Genomic DNA, 15,879 nt, shown 5'->3' with positions numbered 1-15,879 from the left:
ATGGCGCAAGCCGCGTTCCAGCCGGACGTCGAGGTCCGGAGCAGAGACTACAGGATCGGCTGCATCGGCGCCGGCATGATCATGGCCGAGTGCCACCTCGCGGCGTACAAGCAGGCCGGCTTCCCGGTGGTGGCGATCGCGTCGCGCACGAAGGCGAATGCGCAGAAGGTCGCCGAGCGCTGGGATATCCCGACCGTCCACGACACGCCGGAAAAGCTGATCGAGGACACGTCCGTCGAGATTATCGACCTCGCCTTTCCGCCCGACCAGCAGCCGGCGCTGATCCGCCACGCGCTGAAGCAGCCGCATGTGAAGGCGATCCTGGCGCAGAAGCCGCTGGCGCTGTCGCTCGGGGAGGCGGTTCTGCTGCGCGACGAGGCAAAGGCGGCGGGCAAGATCCTCTCGGTCAACCAGAACATGCGCTACGACCAGTCGATGCGGGTGCTGAAGCAGATCATCGACAGCGGCGCGCTCGGCGACATCGTGTTCGCGCAGATCGACATGCACGCCATCCCGCACTGGCAGGCTTTTTTGCAGGACTACGATCGGCTGACGCTCTCCAACATGAGCGTGCACCATCTCGACGTGCTGCGCTTCCTGTTCGGCGATCCCGACGAGATCACCACGCTGACGCGAAAGGACCCGCGCACGACATTCGACCACAAGGACGGCATCACCGTCTCGACGTTGCGTTTTCCCTCCGGCGTGCTCGCCGTGTCGCTGGAGGACGTCTGGTCCGGCCCGCGGCAGGACGGCTACAGGGACGACCAGCATATCTCCTGGCGCGTCGAGGGAACGCAGGGCGTCGCCAAGGGCACGATCGGCTGGCCGACGGGCGCGGCCTCGACGCTCTCCTACGCTTCCGCCAAGACCACCGGCGGCGAATGGGTGTCGCCGAGCTGGGAGACCATGTGGTTCCCGCATGCCTTCATCGGCGTCATGGAGCAGCTCCAGCACGCCGTCGCCACCGGCGCGGCGCCGGCGCTCTCCGTCGCCGACAACGTCAGGACCATGGCGCTCGTCGAGGCCGGCTACCGGTCGATCGCCGAGGGCCGCACGGTCAAGCTTTCCGAAATCTCGATCAACTGAACCAATCCGGGAGGAGTTTCACGCCATGATGCAAGCCGGTATTTTCACGGGATATTTCCCCTACGGTCTCGAGGAGACCGCCAAAAAGATCCGCTCCCTCGATTTCAACACCGTGCAGCTCGACCTGCACTTCAAGGACGTCGACCTGTCGGCGGGCCAGATCACCAGGGACAAGGCGAAGCGGGTGCGCGACGTCTTCCGCGACCATCACCTGCCGATCTGCTGCATCTCCGGCTACACCAACATCATCCACCCGGACAAAGGCGAGCGCGAGCGGCGCGTCGGCTATCTCAAGGAGATCATCCGCAACGCCCGCCATTTCGGCAGCCCTTACGTGATCTCCGAGACCGGCACCTACAACACCGAGTCCGACTGGGTGCACCACCCGAAGAACAAGACCGAGGAGGGCTTCGAGGAGTGCCGCAAGGTCATCGCCGACCTTGCCCAGACCGCCTACGACCACGGCGCGGTCTTCCTGCTCGAGACCTACGTCAACAACGTCGTCGGCTCGGTCGAGGAGACGGTAAAAATGTTCGCGCAGGTCGACCATCCCGGCCTCGGCCTGCTGATGGATCCGACCAACTATTTCGAGACCCACAACATCGACCGCATGGACCAGATCCTCAATCAGGTCTTCGACACGCTGACCGACAAGATCAGGATCGCCCATGCCAAGGACGTGAAGCGCTCGGGCGACGACAAGACCGAGAAGCATGCCGACATCGGCGATGACGACGCGCTGGAGAGCCACACCTTCCGCGGCGTCGGCGAGATCGAGCTGCCGGCGCCCGGCCTCGGCTCGCTGAACTACGACCTCTATCTGCAGCGGCTGGCCGAGAAGCACCCGAACATCCCGGTCATCATCGAGCATTTGTCGGAGGACGACGTGCCGCGCGCCAAGAAATTCCTCGATGGCAAATTCCGCGAAAACGGCCTGTGACGGCCGAAGGGAGGTTTTGATGTTCAAGCTCGGTCTGAAACTCTTCGCCGCCGCGCTGCTGGCCGGTGCCGCTTTCGCGACGCCCGCACAGGCGCAGGACGCCAACAAGACGTTCTACCTGCTGTCGCATGGCGGCCCGTCCGACGCCTTCTGGCTCGACTGGAACGCCGGCGCGGAAGCCGCCTGCAAGCAGCTCGCGGTCACCTGCAACATCTCCTTCTCCGGTGGCGACATGGCTGCCCAGAAGGAGGCGTTCAACTCGGCGATCGCCGCCAAGCCGGCCGGCATCGGCACCACCTCGGCGCAGCCGGGGCTGTGGACGGAGGAGGTGAAGGCGGCCAAGGCGGCCGGCATCCCGATCGTCTTCTTCAACACCGACGACACCGCCACCGGCCGCCAGGCCTATGTCGGCGCCGACCTGCGCCAGGCCGGGGTGACATGGGCGAAGTTCCTGGTCGACAACAAGCTGGTGAAGCAGGGCGATACCGTCTTCCTGCCGGTCGAGGTGCCCGGCGCCAGCTACCAGCAACTCGAGACGGAAGGCATCGCCAGCGTCTTCGATCCGCTTGGCATCAAATACGACGTGGTCGACGCCGGCACCGACCCGGCCGGGATCATCGCCAAGATGAGCGACTATATGCTCGCCAACAATCCGCCGGCGATCATCGCGCTCGGCGACTCGGTGGCGGCGGCCGTGCGAAAAGTGTTCGACAATGCCGGCATCAAGGCGGGCTCCATCCCCGTCGTCGGCTGGGGCAACTCGAAGGAGACGGCCGAGGCCGTGCGCGACGGCTACTTCAACGCCGCCGCCTGGCAGTTCCCGTCGGCGCAGGGCTTCATGCCGGTGGCGCTGCTCAACCTTGCCGCTTCCGGCGAGCCGATCGGATACGACATCCAGACGTTCAGCCTCTACGACAAGGGCAGCGTCGACCCGATCCTGAAGCTTTACAACAAGTGATGCGGTCGCCGGCTCCGGCCGGCGGCGCGCCTTCCCCTGGATAAGACGATGGCAGCTGTGACGGAACAAGCGACTATGCGGGGGGACCGGTGGCGTGGCCTTGTGGCCACGCCACAGGTCGCATCGCTGATCATCCTGGCGGTCGTGCTGGTCGGCTTCTCGCTTGCCAACCCGAACTTCCTTTCGCCGCTCAACATCTCCAACATGATGGCCTTCCTGCCGGAACTCGGCATCATGGCGCTGGCCATGACGCTGCTTCTCACGGCCGGCGAGTTCGACCTGTCGGTGGGCGCCGTCTTCGCGCTCGGACCGGTGATCGTCATGCTGCTGGCGCAGACGGCGGGCGTCGACATCGGCCTTGCCCTGCTGGTCGGGCTGGCGGTCTGCATCGCCATCGGCGCCATCAACGGCATCATCGTCACCAAGATCGGCATCTCGTCCTTCCTGGTGACGCTGTCGATGCTGCTGATCGCGCGCGGCGCGGCGCTCTACATCACCCAGGGTTTTCCGCTGAAGTCGTGGGACCAGCCGGGCATCTTCGTGACGCTGCTTGCCGGCAGCTTCGAGCTCGGCCCCTTCCGGCTCTACGTCTCGCTGTTCTGGTTCGTCGGCCTGACGCTGCTTGCCGCCTACATCCTCAACTGGTCGAAGCTCGGCAACTGGATCAGCGCCATCGGCTCCAACCGCAGCGCCGCGGTGGCGCGCGGCGTCCCCGCCGACGCGGTCAAGATCGGCCTGTTCATCGCCACCTCGGTGCTGGCCGGACTTGCCGGCATGATCAGCGCCTTCCGCATCTCGGCCGCCTCGCCAGTTGCGGGCACCGGCTACGAGCTGGAGGTGATCGCCATGGTGGTGGTCGGCGGCACGGCGCTCACCGGCGGCTACGGCACCATCCTCGGCACGGTGGTCGGCGCCGTCATGCTGCGCGTCATCCGCAACGGAATCGTGCTGATCGGCGTGCCCGGCCTCGCCTTCAACATCTTCGTCGGGGCGATCATCCTCGTGATGCTGATCATGCACGCCATGATCCAGAAACGGAGTGCCCGGCGATGACCGCGGAAGTCCTGCGCCTCGAATCCGTGCGAAAGTCCTTCGGCAGCGTCACGGCGCTGCGCGGGGCCTCGCTCAGCCTGCGCGAGGGCGAGGTGGTGGCGCTGCTCGGCGACAACGGCGCCGGCAAGTCGACGCTGATCAAGGCGGTGTCGGGCGTCCACCCGATCGACGGCGGCGCCATCTATGTGCGCGGCGAGAAGGCGTCGATCCGCTCGGCGCGCGACGCCATCGACCTCGGCATCGAGACCATCCACCAGGACACCTCGCTGGCGCCCGACCTGTCGATCGCCCGCAACCTCTTCCTTGGCCGCGAGCCGGTGAAGCTGCCCTTCCTCGGCGTGTTCGCGCCGATCGATTTCCCGGCGCTGCGGGGAGCCGCCTCGGCGCTGCTCAAGCGCGTCGGCATCTCCAAGAAGCTCGACGCCGACGCCGCGGTGAACACGCTGTCGGGCGGCGAGCGCCAGTCGATCGCCATCTCGCGCGCCATGCAGTTCGCCGCCAAGGTGATCATCCTCGACGAGCCGACCAACAATCTCGGCGTCGAGGAGACGCATGGCGTGCTGCGTTTCGTCAAGGAGGTGCGCGACGCCAGGCACACGGTGCTGTTCATCACCCACAACATCCACCACGTGTTCCAGGTCGCCGACCGCATCGTCGTCATGCGCCGCGGCGAGATCGTCGCCGAGCGCGCGGTTGCGGACACCAACCTGCTGGAGGTCGAGGCGCTGATCATGGGTGTCGACGTCTCGACGCTGGCCGAGCAGGCGAAGGTGCATTGAGATGAATGCTCTCCTGCACACCCCCCTCTGGCCTGCCGGCGTCCTCCGGACCCCCCTCAAGGGGGGAGCAGTCCCGTGTGGATTTACCCCCACCCCTAACCCCTCCCCACAAGGGGGAGGGGGATCGGCCGGCGTCTCCGCCAAGCGCCAAACGTCAACGGTTTCGCGTGGCATGGCGGCAGCAAAGTTCCCCTCCCCCTTGTGGGGAGGGGTTAGGGGTGGGGGTATCGGAGAGGACCGCAACGCATGGTGACCCTCTACGGCCAGACGCTCACCCGCAGGCAGGTCGCCGAACGCTCCGGCATGCTGTCGCAATTCGCCGGTGTCCGCCTGATGACGCTCGGCGACGGCGTCGAGCGCGGCATCCGCATGCTGGAGTTCCGCACCGGCAGCGGCCTGCGTTTCACCGCGCTGCTCGATCGCGCCCTGGACATCGCCGACTGCGACTACAAGGGCCAGGCGATCGGCTGGCACTCGCCGAGCGGGTTTAGGCATCCCGGCTTGCACGAATACGAGGGCGAGGACGGCCTTGCTTGGGCGCGCTCCTTCTCCGGCCTGCTGCTCACCTGCGGCCTCGACCATATCCTGGGCGGCCAGGAGGTTGCGGCCGACAGCTACAACTATCCCGGCAAGACGAGCGTGCGGCATTCCCTGCACGGCCGCGTCAGCACCATTCCCGCGAGGCTCACCGGCTATGGCGAAAGCTGGGACGGCGACCGCTGCGTGCTGTGGGCTGAAGGCGTCGTCCAGCAGTCGGCGGTGTTCGGCGAGGATCTGCATCTTCATCGCCGTATCGAGGCCGATGTCGGCGGCAGCGAGATTCGCATTTCCGACCGGGTGGTGAACCACGGCTTTTCGCGCACGCCGCATATGTATTTCTACCACGTCAATGTCAGCCATCCGCTGGTCGACGAGGGCGCGCGCTATGTCGCCCCGGTGAAGGAGGTGCTGTGGGCCGCGCATGCCGGTGACGCCTATCGCGCCCAGGGCGTCGGCTACCGAACGCTGCCCGCGCCGAAGCTCGGGTTTCGCGAGCAGGTCTGGCAGCACGAGCTTGGTGCGGATGCTGGCGGCCTCGTACCGGTCGCCGTCGTCAACGACCGCATCGGCCTCGGTTTCGAGGTCGTCACCCGCAAGGACCAGCTTCCCTGCATGTACCAGTGGCAGAATTTCCAGGCGGGCCAATATGCGATGGGGATCGAACCGTCGACGCATCATGTGCTGGGCAACAACGCGGCGCGCGAGCGCGGCGAGATGATCTGGCTGGAGCATGACGAGCAGCGGACCTACGAGGCGACGTTTCGGGTGCTCGACGGCGCCGCCGAGATCGCGGCGGCGGAAAAACGGATCGCGGCGATCGCGCGCCAGCCGGAGGAGGATTTTCCGGCCCCGTCGGGACGCTTTCCGGCGCTGGCGGGAGGGTCGCGGAGATGAGCGGGGGAAAGAACGGCCGGGAGGAGATCGGGAGGAACGGACGGACGAAAGGCGGCTTCCGGAGAAGACGATGACGAGCATGGAAAAGACGAAGCGCGATTACAGCCTAGTCGGCGAGAGCACGAAGCGGGCGATCGAGACCGGCCTGGCCTCGGCCGAGTGGTACCACACCGAGGTGCCGCGCAAGGTGATGAAGGAACTGATGCAGCGTTCGGACGGTCCCGCCATCCGCGACACCATCGTCTGGGCGGGCGTGCAGATCGTCTCCGCCGCCGGCGCCATCTATTTTTGGGGCACCTGGTGGTGCGTGCCGTTCTTCCTCGTCTACGGCGTCTTCTATGCCTCGGCGAGCGACTCGCGCTGGCACGAATGCGGCCACGGCACGGCCTTCCGCACCCGCTGGATGAACGACGTCGTCTACCAGATCGCCTCCTTCCAGCTCATGCGCAACCCGGTCGCCTGGCGCTGGAGCCATGCACGCCACCACACCGACACGATCATCGTCGGCCGCGACGCCGAGATCGCGGTCATGCGCCCGCCGGACCTGCTGAAGGCGGCGCTGGCCTTCACCGGCCTGCTCGACTTCCGCTATTCGCTGCCGGCGCTGTTCCGCCAGGCCCTTGTCGGGCTGAACGCCGAGGAGAAAAGCTACGTCCCCGAGATGGAGCATCACAAGGCGGTGGTCGCGGCGCGCTGGCACGTCGCCATCTATGCCGCCACCGTGGCGCTGGCGATTGCGCTCGGCTCCTGGCTGCCGCTGATGCTGATCGGCCTGCCGCGCCTCTACGGCACCTGGCACATGGTGTTGACGGGGCTGCTCCAGCACATCGGCCTCGCCGACAACGTCACCGACCACCGGCTGAACACGCGCACCGTCTACATGAACCCGGTCAGCCGCTTCATCTACTGGAACATGAACTACCACGTCGAGCATCACATGTTCCCGATGGTGCCGTATCACGCGCTGCCCAGGCTGCACGAACTCATCAAGCACGACCTGCCGGAGGCGAACCCGTCGATGTGGCACGCCTACAGGGAGGTATGGCCGGTGCTGCTGAAGCAGCTGAAATACGAGGATTTCTACCTCAAGCGCGACCTGCCGCCGACAGCCAAGCCGTATCGCGACGAGTTCCACAACATGACCGTGCCTTCCGCGGCGGAATAGGCGCTCCAAGCATCCGGCGCCGCCCGGTCGCGGCGTTCCAACGAACATCCGAGAGAAGACGAAGAAGACATGGCTGAATGGATCGAGGCGTGTGGCGCCGACGACGTGGACGAGGAAGATGTCATCCGTTTCGACCACGGTGGACGCACCTTCGCGATCTACCGCTCGCCGGATGACGAGTATTTCGCGACGGACGGGCTTTGCACGCATGAGAAGGTGCATCTGGCCGACGGGCTGGTGATGGACGACGTCATCGAATGCCCGAAGCACAATGGCCGCTTCAACTACAAGACCGGCGCGGCCAAGGGTGCACCCGTCTGCGTCAACCTCCAGACCTATCCGGTGAAGGTGGAGGCCGGAAAGGTCTTCATCCAGCTTGGCTGATGCCGAAACCACACTGAAGACGCCGCTCGCCGCCTGAGGAGAACGACCATGAGCCGCACCAGACCGACTGTCGCCGACCTGCGCGCGATGAAGGGCAAGCGCCAGCTTACCATGCTGCGCGTGATGACGCTGGAGGAGGCGGAAGCAGCCGAGCGGGCCGGCGTCGACATCGTGTCGATCCCGCCTGACCTGCTGCTCGATCCGCGCTACCGCGACGCAGCGCCCAGCCTGTTCTCGATGCCGGGCGACAATTTCTACGAGATCGGCACGGCCGACGACTTCGTGCGCTGGGCATTCCGCATGTACAAGGCGGGCGCCGACGCGGTCTATTGCAGCGCCAGCTTCGCCACGATCAAGCGCATGGCCGACGAGGCGATCCCGGTGATCGGCCATGTCGGGCTGATCCCGTCGCGCCGCACCTGGACGGGCGGCTGGAAGGCGGTCGGCAAGACCGCCGAGGGCGCGCTCGAAATTCTGTCGGCCGTGCGCCAGCTCGAGGAGGCCGGCGCTTTCGGTGCCGAGATCGAGGTGGTGCCGGTGGAGGTGGCGGCCGCGATCTCGCAACGCACCTCGCTGTTCCTGATCTCGATGGGCGCGGGCATCGGCTGCGACGCGCAATACCTGTTCGCCGAGGACGTGCTCGGCCAGAACCGCGGCCACATGCCCCGCCACTCCAAGGTCTACCGCAACTTCGCCGCCGAATACGACCGGCTGCAGGCCGAGCGTGTGGCCGCCTTCAGCGAGTTCGTGGAAGACTGCAACAGCCGTGCCTATCCCGAGGAGCGGCACATCGTGCACATGGACCCGGCCGAACTGGCGAAGTTCATGGACGCGATCGACGGGTAACGCCGCGGCTGCCACGCGCATCCAGCCTCCATCCTCGCCACGCTGCCTTGCGGCCCTGGCCTTTTCAAAGAGCGCTCCCTGCCGCGGAGGGAGAAGTCGGGAAGCGGGGCGCTGGGCCGAGCCTCTTTAGTAAAAACATGGCGCGGCCTTCGCGCCCCGCCGGCGATTTCGGGCACCGTCCCGTTCCGCTTCGCTATAGCTCCGGCTCCGGCTTCTTGCGTCGCCTCGGCTGGCCATGCCGCAGCACTCGTCCAGTGCGCCCCGCACCTAGTTGCGGAGGAGGAACCTTCGGACGGGCCTCCCCGGGCGCGGGCTACGTCTTCCCGCACCGGAGGCGCCGGCTCCTCCCCACCAAACCACCGTCGCGACCGGCGTTCCCGCGGGAGGAACTGCCGCGATTATGGGAGAGACGGAAAGGGAGGGGACAAGGACGACGGGATTCTCTGGCGTGCGCGTGGCAAGGGACTGGAAAGGCAGGAAAATATTCCCGGCGGGGCGATTTTTTGTCCCCCTTGCTGGCTGCGCTCGCACCGGTTCGGGTCGGTCGCAATCAAGCCTCGATCGACACGAGGTAGGGCGGCAGCGCATCCTGCGACAGCGGCTTCAGGCGGCGGATCAGCTCGAGGTTCGATCCGAGCGACCGCCGCAGATGCGCTTCGAGCGCGACGGCTGCCTGCTTGCGGCGGCCCGACCGCAGGCGGTCGAGTATCTCGAGATGCTCGCCGATCATGGTGGAGATTTCTTCGCGGCTGCGGTGCTCGTAGGTGGAATGGGTGGCGATGATCGGCAACTGGCTGCGCCGGATCGTCTCGCGCAGCTGCTGGTTGGGGCAGCGCAGCACGATATCGACATGGAGGTCGTTCTCCAGGCCCTCCAGAACCGACGGCGGCCGCGGTCCGTCGCGCGCCTCGGCGGCGCGCCGGCGCTTGGCGTCGAGCTCGGCGGGGTCGAGATCGGCCGCGACCTGGTCGAGCGCAATCGGCTCCAGCAGCCAGCGCATCTCGAAATGCTCGCGCAGCAGCCGTTCCGTCAGCGGCCCGGCATACCAGCGCTGGTTGGAATCGCGGGCGATCAGGCCGGTCCGGTCGAGCTTGGTCAGCACCTCGTGGGCGACGGTGCGGCTGACCTTGTGATGCTCGGCCAGCGCGCTCTCGTTGAGCAGGAAGCGGCCATAGGCAAGGCAGGCGGCGACCTCGTGCTCGACCAGGGGGTAGAGGAGCTCGTGGCGGTTGCGCGCCTTGGTCTCGCCGGCGAAATCGGGCGGCAGCGTCAGTCCGGCGGCGAACAGGTCCAGCCGCACCGGCTTGCCGTTGCGCCGGCTGGCCGTCACATAGCCGCGGCCCTCGAACGCCTCGACCAGACCTTCCTCCTGCAGGCGCCTCAGCGCCGCCGCGGCCGGCACCCGGCTGGCGCTGAAGGCGCGGGCGACGCCGGTCTCGCCGAGCACCAGGCCGGGCGGGAAGACGCCCTCGACGATATGGTCGCGCAGCACGCCGTGGATGAGCTCGTAGAGCGGCGAGGCGCCGAGTTGTGCTCGGGGTGAGGCCTTTTTTCGCACGTCGTGCCGCCCCTCACCTGCCTGCCGGCATCCTCTCCCCGCAGGCGAGGAGAGGGACACGTTCATCAATGATTTCGCCAATCGTCAGCGTCGCAGAACGAGTCTCGTCGAAGCGGCCTGCGTCCTTCTTCCCGCAAGCGGCGGGGCGATCGTATATGGCAGGCGGCGGGAAATTCGGCGGCCTCGTACCCCCACCCCCAACCCCTCCCGACAAGGGGGAGGGGGACTTTGCGGCCGCCATGCCACGCGAAACCATTGACGATCGGCGTATGGCGGAAGTGCAAGCCGGTCCCCCTCCCCCTTGTGGGGAGGGGCCAGGGGTGGGGGTGATTCCATATGCGATTGCCCAGCCGCTTGCCTGGAGAAGTACCCGGCAGGGCGAGGAGGGGTGATGCCTGCGGCTGGAAGTCATTGCCTACTCCGCCGCCGCGGGACGCTCTTCCTCGACCGCGTGGATGCGGTTCATGATCGCCCGGCTCACCGTCTCGTAGCGGCGGCCGTTGGCGACCTCGCCGACCAGGCGCTTGCCGTGCATGACCAGGATGCGGTCGGCGAGCGCCACCATTTCCGGCATATCGCTGGAGATCAGCAGCACCGACGTGCCTGCCTCGGCGATCTCGTGGATAAGCTCGTGCAGATAGGCCTTGGTCTTGATGTCGATGCCGACCGTGGGCTCGTCTATGATCAGGATCTCGACATTGGCGGCGAGCCATTTCGCCACGCTGACCTTCTGCTGGTTGCCGCCGGAGAGATTGCCGACGGTCTGCTCGATCGACGGGGTGCGGATCTCCAGCCGCTCGACATAGGGCAGCACGGCACGCGCCTCCGCCGGCGGCGCGATCAGCCCGAGCATCCCGGCGAGCCGCTTCCAGATCGTCACCGCGATGTTTTCGCGGATCGAATGGGCGAGGATCAGCCCTTCCTGCTTGCGGTCCTCGCTGATGTAGCCGATGCGGTGGTGGTCGAGTGCCTCGTGCATGTCGCGGATGCGCACCGCCTTGCCCTTGAGGCGCAGCGCGCCGCCGGTGACCGGGATGTCTCCGACGATGGCGCGGGCAAGCTCGCTGCGGCCGGCACCGACCAGGCCGTAGAGGCCGAGGATCTCGCCGCGCCTGAGCGCGAAGGAGATGTCGCGATGGCCGAAGGCGGTATTGATCCCGCTGGCCTCCAGCACCACGTCGGTCTCGACCGTGCGCTGCGGCCGCTCGACGATGCGCTCCTCGCGGCCGACCATCAAGGATATCAGGCGCTGGCGCGTCATCGCGCTCATCGGCTCGCCGATCGCGGCGTTGCGGCCGTCGCGCAGCACGGTCACCCGGTCGGCGATGGCAAAGACCTCCTCCAGCTTGTGGCTGACGAAGACGATCGCCGCGCCCTCGTCGCGCAGGCGCCTGAGCAGCGAGAACAGCGCCACCGTTTCGTGCTCGGTGATGGAGGCGGTCGGCTCGTCCATCAGCAGGCATTTCGTCTCGAGCGACAGGGCCTTGGCGATCTCGACGATCTGCATCTGCGCCACCGACAGCGTGCGCACCTCGGCGCGGGTGTCGATGCCGCGGTCGAGCAGGTCGAGATAGCGGCGCGCCTCGCGGTGGATGGCCTCGCGGTCGAGCAGGCCGCGATGGGTCGGCAGGCGTTCCAGCAGGATGTTCTCGCCGACCGAGAAACGCGGGATCAGGTTGCGCTCCTGGTGCACGGCGCTGATGCCGGCGGCGATGGCATCGCGCGGCGACTGGAAGGACACTTCGCGGCCGTCGACCAGCAGGCGGCCGCCGTCCGGCCGGTAGAGGCCGGTGATGATCTTGATGAGGGTCGACTTGCCGGCGCCGTTCTCGCCCATCAGTGCGTGGATCTCGCCGGGCCTCAGTTCCAGCGAGACATTGTCCAGCGCCTGGACCCCGGGAAAGGCCTTGCTGGCGGATTCGATGGCGAGATGCATCAGCCCATCCCCGTCCTGACCGCGCGCCAGCGGTTCAGCCAGACCGCGGCGAGGATCAGCGCGCCGAGCACGAACTGCACCCAGTAGGGATCTACCTTGGCGAGCACCATGCCGTTCTCGATGAGCGCGATCAGGACCACCGCCAGCGTAGTGCCGAGCACCGACACGTGGCCGCCGGTGAGTGCGGCGCCGCCGATGATCGGCGCGGCGAAGGAGAGCAGCAGCCAGTCGGCCCCGATGGTCGGCTGCGCCGAGCCGAGCTGGGCGACCGCCAGCACCGCGGCGGCGCCGGCGAGCGCGCCCGACAGCGCATGGGCGAGCATGGTGATGCCGTCGCGCGAGATGCCGGAAAGCTCCGCAGCCTGCGGGTTGCCGCCGACGGCGAGCAGGTGCCGCCCCGGCACGGTGCGGGCCAGGAACAGGCCGAGCAGCGCTGCCACCACGATCGGCGCGATCAGCAGGTAGGGGAAGCCGAAGAAGCGGTTCGAGCCGAAGGCGACCAGGGAAGGCGGCATGTCGTAAAAGGGGATCGACTCGGTGATGCCGAGATTGATGCCGGTGAAGGCCGACGCGGTGGCCAGCGTTATGATGAAGCCGTTGATGCCGGTGCGAACCGTGAGCACGCCGTTCAGCAGACCCGCGAGCCCTCCGATGCCGATGGCAAGCGGCACGGCGACGGCGACCGGGAAGCCGAGCTTTTCCATCATGCCGCCGGCGAGCACGGCGACGAGCCCGCCCAGCGCGCCGACCGAGATGTTGAGCTGGCCGACGGCCAGCGTCACCATCTGGGCGAAGCCGACCAGCAGCGCCACGCAGAAGCTGCGCAGCATGACGTAGATGTTGAACTCGGTGAGGAAGGCGGGTGACAGCCAGGCAAGCACTGCGGCGCCGAGGATGATCGCGGCCAGCAGGCCGGACCATTCGACCATGAGGAGGCGGCGGAAGATCGTGTTCATCGGCGTCCCATGGAGCGGCGCTCGACGAAGATGCCGCGATAGCGGTCGGCCATGACGGCGGCGAGCAGGATCAGTCCGAGGAAGAGCTGCAGCCAGAAATTGCCGATCTGCAGCACCAGCAGGCCGCTGCGGATGGTGGTCACCAGCGCCGCGCCGATGATCGTGCCGACCACCGCCACCGAGCCGCCGGCAAGCAGCGTGCCGCCGAGTACCGGACCGAGAAAGGAGGGCAGCAGCCATTCCTCGCCGCCAACCGACGGCATCGCCGCGCCGAGCCGCGCCACGATCATCAGGCCGGCGGTTGCGGCGAGCAGCCCCGACAGCGTGTGGCTGATGACGATGACGCGGTCGACCGGGACGCCCGACATGGCGGCGGCGCGCGGATTGGCGCCGGCGGCAAGGATCTGCCGGCCCAGCGCGGAGTGGCGGTAGAGCACGTAGAGCGCCGCGCCAATGGCGAGCGCGATGATCAGCAGCGGCGATACATAGCCGCCGATGCGCATGCGGCCGAAGGCGCCGATCTCGGGCGGCAGGCCGTTATAGGGCACGGCCTTGGTGAGGATCAGCATGGCGCCGAGGAACAGGCTGGCGCTGGCCAGTGTGATGATGAAGGCGTTGACGCCGGTCCTGACGATGGCGACGCCGTTCAGCCAGCCGAGCGCGGCTCCGAGCGCCAGCGCGCCGGCGAGCGCCAGCGGGATGGGCAGGCCGAGATCCTGCAGCAGGAAGCCGCTGGCCATCACCGCGCAGACGCCGATCGAACCGACCGCGAGGTTCATGCCGCCCGTCGCCAGCACCACCATCTGCGAGAAGCCGATGACGATGTCGATCGCCAGCGACCGGCCGATCGAGAACAGGTTGATCGGCGAGGTGAAGCCGGGCGCCAGCGTCGAGAAGACGAGCCACAGCAGCGCGACGATGGCGAACAGGCCGAACTGGGCGGAGGCGCCGAGCAGGCCCGGTCGTCGGGGGGCGGATGTGGGGATGGCGTCGTCGGTCATGCTGTCCTGGTCATCTCATGCCAGTGGAAACGGACGGAGGAACCCTTGCCGGCTAGCTTCGCTCGCGACCGTTCGCCGGATCGATGGCCATAGATGTTCCGATCTCCGGTTCTGAGCCGAGACCAGTCTGCACCGGTTCTGGTGTTTCGAGTCCGAGGCATGGATCCTAGGGTCTCCGCCTCCGCTACGCTCCGGCTCCGCCCTAGGATGACGAATTGGAGGGAGGCCTGCGCCAATCTCGAACGCTGGTGATTGGCCGCAAACCCCCATTGCCTTCGTCATCCTAGGGCGGAGCCGGAGCAAAGCGGAGGCGGAGACCCTAGGATCCATGCCTCGGACTCGAAAAACCAGAACCGGTGCAGAATGAAGCTCCACAGCAACCCCACGGTAAAGGTACTGTCCCCGGAACCACCGTCGCGACGCTGGTGCTTCTCCAGCCTGAGTTCCTCGCCAATGAGGGAGAGGAACCCAGCGAAGCGAACTGACGAGGGTGCTCCGAGGTCGCCAAACCTGCACGAGCGGAGCTCGCCAAATCCGGCTCGATGCACCTGCCCCTCTCGGCTCACGCCACAGCCTACGGACAGTTCATGTACTTGTCCTTGAACGAGGCCTGGATCGACGTGGTGATTTTCTTCAGATCGTCCCTGTAGCTCTCCAGATTGTCGGCGTTGATCACCATGGTGCCGGAATCGATGAAGCGCTTGGTCTGCGGCGTTTCGATCCACGGCGCGTCGTCCTTCATGGTGCAGCCGCCGCCGGCCAGCAGGTCGAGCGCGAAGGCGCCGACATAGCCCTGGCCGTATGGGTTCTGCGCCATGGTGCCGGACACGAAGCCGTCCTTGATGGCGTCGAGCACGATCTGGTCGTCGTCGATGCCGACGAATTTTATGCGCTTGTCGCCGAGCGAACGCAGCGACTTCGAGGCGACGACCGAGGGGATGTAGCCGGTGGCGATCATGCCGCCGATGTCGTCCTTCTGGGCGGCGAGCAGCGCGTTGATCTTCTGGTCCGCGGCTTCCTGTGCGTCGGTGTCGGCGACGGTCTGCAGCAGCGTCACCGCCCCGTTGGTCTCGGCCACGGCGGTCTCGACCGCCTTGACGCGCAGCGTCGTGTTGGGATCGACCAGCAGGCCGGCGAGGTGGACGATCGCGCCCTTGCCGCCCATCGCCTTGATCAGCTCCTTGGTGCCGAGATAGGCGGAGTTGTAGACGTCGGTGCCGAGACAGAAGGCGACGCCGGTCGGATCCTGGGCGCAGCCGGCAAGTGCTGCCGACGGGATGCTCGATGCCTTCAGTTCCTCGACGGTCGAATTGATGCCGACGGCGTCGCCGGGGAAGATGCCGAAGGCGGTGTAGCCCTGCGCGGCCAGGCTCTCCACCAGCTCGGTCTGCAGGCTGAGCTTCCACTCGGTCGGCACCTTGAAGTCGACGGCGGCTATGCCGAAATCCTTCTGGGCATCGGCGGCAGCCTGCTCCCACGGCTTGAAATAGGGGTGCGGGCCGCCTGGTATCAGCGCGATCTTGTTATCGGATGCATATGCCGAGCCGCCGAGCGACATCGCCAGGCCGGCGGCAATCATCGACGCGGCCAAGCCGCGACCGGAATCGCAGAACAATCTCATGGTATCCTCCCTGGTGCGAAGCTGTCACGACCCGATCGGGCCGCCGCTCCACATGGGGAAGCTAGCGGAAGCGCATATCGCATGCAATATACGTTTTGACATGCGACGACCGCGCTGTCGGGGACGCGGCGTTGCCGCCGTTTGGCCTCGTGGATAGAC

The 15,879-nt window shown here is 66.8% G+C and carries 14 protein-coding genes; 9 read left to right on the top strand and 5 right to left on the bottom strand.

The window, feature by feature from the left end:
* From C7I84_RS08720 to C7I84_RS08675, 9 genes are all read left to right on the top strand, one after another.
* On the top strand, positions 1-1,089 hold the full coding sequence (locus C7I84_RS08720; RefSeq protein WP_106771769.1) for a Gfo/Idh/MocA family protein: 1,089 nt from the start codon (positions 1-3) through the stop codon (positions 1,087-1,089).
* A 25-nt stretch (positions 1,090-1,114) separates the two neighbouring features.
* A complete protein-coding gene (locus tag C7I84_RS08715) occupies positions 1,115-2,029 on the top strand; it encodes a sugar phosphate isomerase/epimerase family protein (RefSeq protein ID WP_106771768.1) in 915 nt (304 codons plus the stop codon).
* A 19-nt stretch (positions 2,030-2,048) separates the two neighbouring features.
* Positions 2,049-2,987, top strand: coding sequence for a sugar ABC transporter substrate-binding protein (locus tag C7I84_RS08710; protein WP_106771767.1), 939 nt, complete (start codon positions 2,049-2,051; stop codon positions 2,985-2,987).
* A gap of 75 nt (positions 2,988-3,062) precedes the next feature.
* Entirely contained in the window at positions 3,063-4,040 is a 978-nt protein-coding gene (locus C7I84_RS08705; RefSeq protein ID WP_106771766.1) for an ABC transporter permease, read from the top strand.
* The gene (locus tag C7I84_RS08700) at positions 4,037-4,819 is read left to right on the top strand and encodes an ATP-binding cassette domain-containing protein (protein WP_106771765.1); all 783 of its coding nucleotides are present in this window, start codon (positions 4,037-4,039) and stop codon (positions 4,817-4,819) included. The genes C7I84_RS08705 and C7I84_RS08700 overlap by 4 nt, the downstream gene beginning before the upstream one ends.
* A gap of 246 nt (positions 4,820-5,065) precedes the next feature.
* Positions 5,066-6,253 carry an aldose 1-epimerase family protein gene (locus tag C7I84_RS08690; protein ID WP_106771764.1) on the top strand — a complete coding sequence of 396 codons (1,188 nt, stop codon included), beginning with the start codon at positions 5,066-5,068 and terminating at the stop codon, positions 6,251-6,253.
* 70 nt (positions 6,254-6,323) lie between these two features.
* Complete coding sequence (locus tag C7I84_RS08685; protein ID WP_106771763.1) at positions 6,324-7,418, top strand: fatty acid desaturase family protein; 1,095 nt, start codon at positions 6,324-6,326, stop codon at positions 7,416-7,418.
* A 69-nt stretch (positions 7,419-7,487) separates the two neighbouring features.
* Positions 7,488-7,802 (top strand): MocE family 2Fe-2S type ferredoxin, encoded by a 315-nt coding sequence (locus C7I84_RS08680; RefSeq protein WP_106771762.1) that lies wholly within the window; start codon positions 7,488-7,490, stop codon positions 7,800-7,802.
* 48 nt (positions 7,803-7,850) lie between these two features.
* A complete protein-coding gene (locus C7I84_RS08675) occupies positions 7,851-8,648 on the top strand; it encodes a 3-methyl-2-oxobutanoate hydroxymethyltransferase (RefSeq protein ID WP_106771761.1) in 798 nt (265 codons plus the stop codon).
* 550 nt (positions 8,649-9,198) lie between these two features.
* Here the strand turns inward: C7I84_RS08675 and C7I84_RS08670 are convergent.
* The 5 genes from C7I84_RS08670 to C7I84_RS08650 all read right to left on the bottom strand — a co-directional run bounded on the left by C7I84_RS08670 (position 9,199) and on the right by C7I84_RS08650 (position 15,720).
* Positions 9,199-10,206 carry a GntR family transcriptional regulator gene (locus tag C7I84_RS08670; protein ID WP_245428361.1) on the bottom strand — a complete coding sequence of 336 codons (1,008 nt, stop codon included), beginning with the start codon at positions 10,204-10,206 and terminating at the stop codon, positions 9,199-9,201.
* A gap of 415 nt (positions 10,207-10,621) precedes the next feature.
* Positions 10,622-12,142 carry a sugar ABC transporter ATP-binding protein gene (locus C7I84_RS08665; protein WP_106771759.1) on the bottom strand — a complete coding sequence of 507 codons (1,521 nt, stop codon included), beginning with the start codon at positions 12,140-12,142 and terminating at the stop codon, positions 10,622-10,624.
* Complete coding sequence (locus tag C7I84_RS08660; protein ID WP_106771758.1) at positions 12,142-13,098, bottom strand: ABC transporter permease; 957 nt, start codon at positions 13,096-13,098, stop codon at positions 12,142-12,144. The genes C7I84_RS08665 and C7I84_RS08660 overlap by 1 nt, the downstream gene beginning before the upstream one ends.
* Positions 13,095-14,099 carry an ABC transporter permease gene (locus tag C7I84_RS08655; RefSeq protein ID WP_106771757.1) on the bottom strand — a complete coding sequence of 335 codons (1,005 nt, stop codon included), beginning with the start codon at positions 14,097-14,099 and terminating at the stop codon, positions 13,095-13,097. Before C7I84_RS08655 ends, C7I84_RS08660 begins: the two co-directional genes overlap by 4 nt.
* Positions 14,100-14,673: 574 nt before the next feature.
* Positions 14,674-15,720, bottom strand: coding sequence for a sugar ABC transporter substrate-binding protein (locus tag C7I84_RS08650; RefSeq protein WP_106771756.1), 1,047 nt, complete (start codon positions 15,718-15,720; stop codon positions 14,674-14,676).
* Positions 15,721-15,879: the final 159 nt, after the last annotated feature.

The organism is Kumtagia ephedrae (genome assembly GCF_003012745.1).
Taxonomy (GTDB): domain Bacteria; phylum Pseudomonadota; class Alphaproteobacteria; order Rhizobiales; family Rhizobiaceae; genus Kumtagia; species Kumtagia ephedrae.
This window is presented reverse-complemented; position numbering and strand designations above follow the sequence as displayed.

What these genes read in the sequence shown, in the direction of transcription:
- C7I84_RS08720 (WP_106771769.1), top strand. Translation starts at nt 1, where the DNA reads ATGGCGCAAGCCGCGTTCCAGCCGGACGTCGAGGTCCGGAGCAGAGAC.
- C7I84_RS08715 (WP_106771768.1), top strand. Translation starts at nt 1,115, where the DNA reads ATGATGCAAGCCGGTATTTTCACGGGATATTTCCCCTACGGTCTCGAG.
- C7I84_RS08710 (WP_106771767.1), top strand. Translation starts at nt 2,049, where the DNA reads ATGTTCAAGCTCGGTCTGAAACTCTTCGCCGCCGCGCTGCTGGCCGGT.
- C7I84_RS08705 (WP_106771766.1), top strand. Translation starts at nt 3,063, where the DNA reads ATGCGGGGGGACCGGTGGCGTGGCCTTGTGGCCACGCCACAGGTCGCA.
- C7I84_RS08700 (WP_106771765.1), top strand. Translation starts at nt 4,037, where the DNA reads ATGACCGCGGAAGTCCTGCGCCTCGAATCCGTGCGAAAGTCCTTCGGC.
- C7I84_RS08690 (WP_106771764.1), top strand. Translation starts at nt 5,066, where the DNA reads ATGGTGACCCTCTACGGCCAGACGCTCACCCGCAGGCAGGTCGCCGAA.
- C7I84_RS08685 (WP_106771763.1), top strand. Translation starts at nt 6,324, where the DNA reads ATGACGAGCATGGAAAAGACGAAGCGCGATTACAGCCTAGTCGGCGAG.
- C7I84_RS08680 (WP_106771762.1), top strand. Translation starts at nt 7,488, where the DNA reads ATGGCTGAATGGATCGAGGCGTGTGGCGCCGACGACGTGGACGAGGAA.
- C7I84_RS08675 (WP_106771761.1), top strand. Translation starts at nt 7,851, where the DNA reads ATGAGCCGCACCAGACCGACTGTCGCCGACCTGCGCGCGATGAAGGGC.
- C7I84_RS08665 (WP_106771759.1), bottom strand. Translation starts at nt 12,142, where the DNA reads ATGCATCTCGCCATCGAATCCGCCAGCAAGGCCTTTCCCGGGGTCCAG.
- C7I84_RS08660 (WP_106771758.1), bottom strand. Translation starts at nt 13,098, where the DNA reads ATGAACACGATCTTCCGCCGCCTCCTCATGGTCGAATGGTCCGGCCTG.
- C7I84_RS08655 (WP_106771757.1), bottom strand. Translation starts at nt 14,099, where the DNA reads ATGACCGACGACGCCATCCCCACATCCGCCCCCCGACGACCGGGCCTG.
- C7I84_RS08650 (WP_106771756.1), bottom strand. Translation starts at nt 15,720, where the DNA reads ATGAGATTGTTCTGCGATTCCGGTCGCGGCTTGGCCGCGTCGATGATT.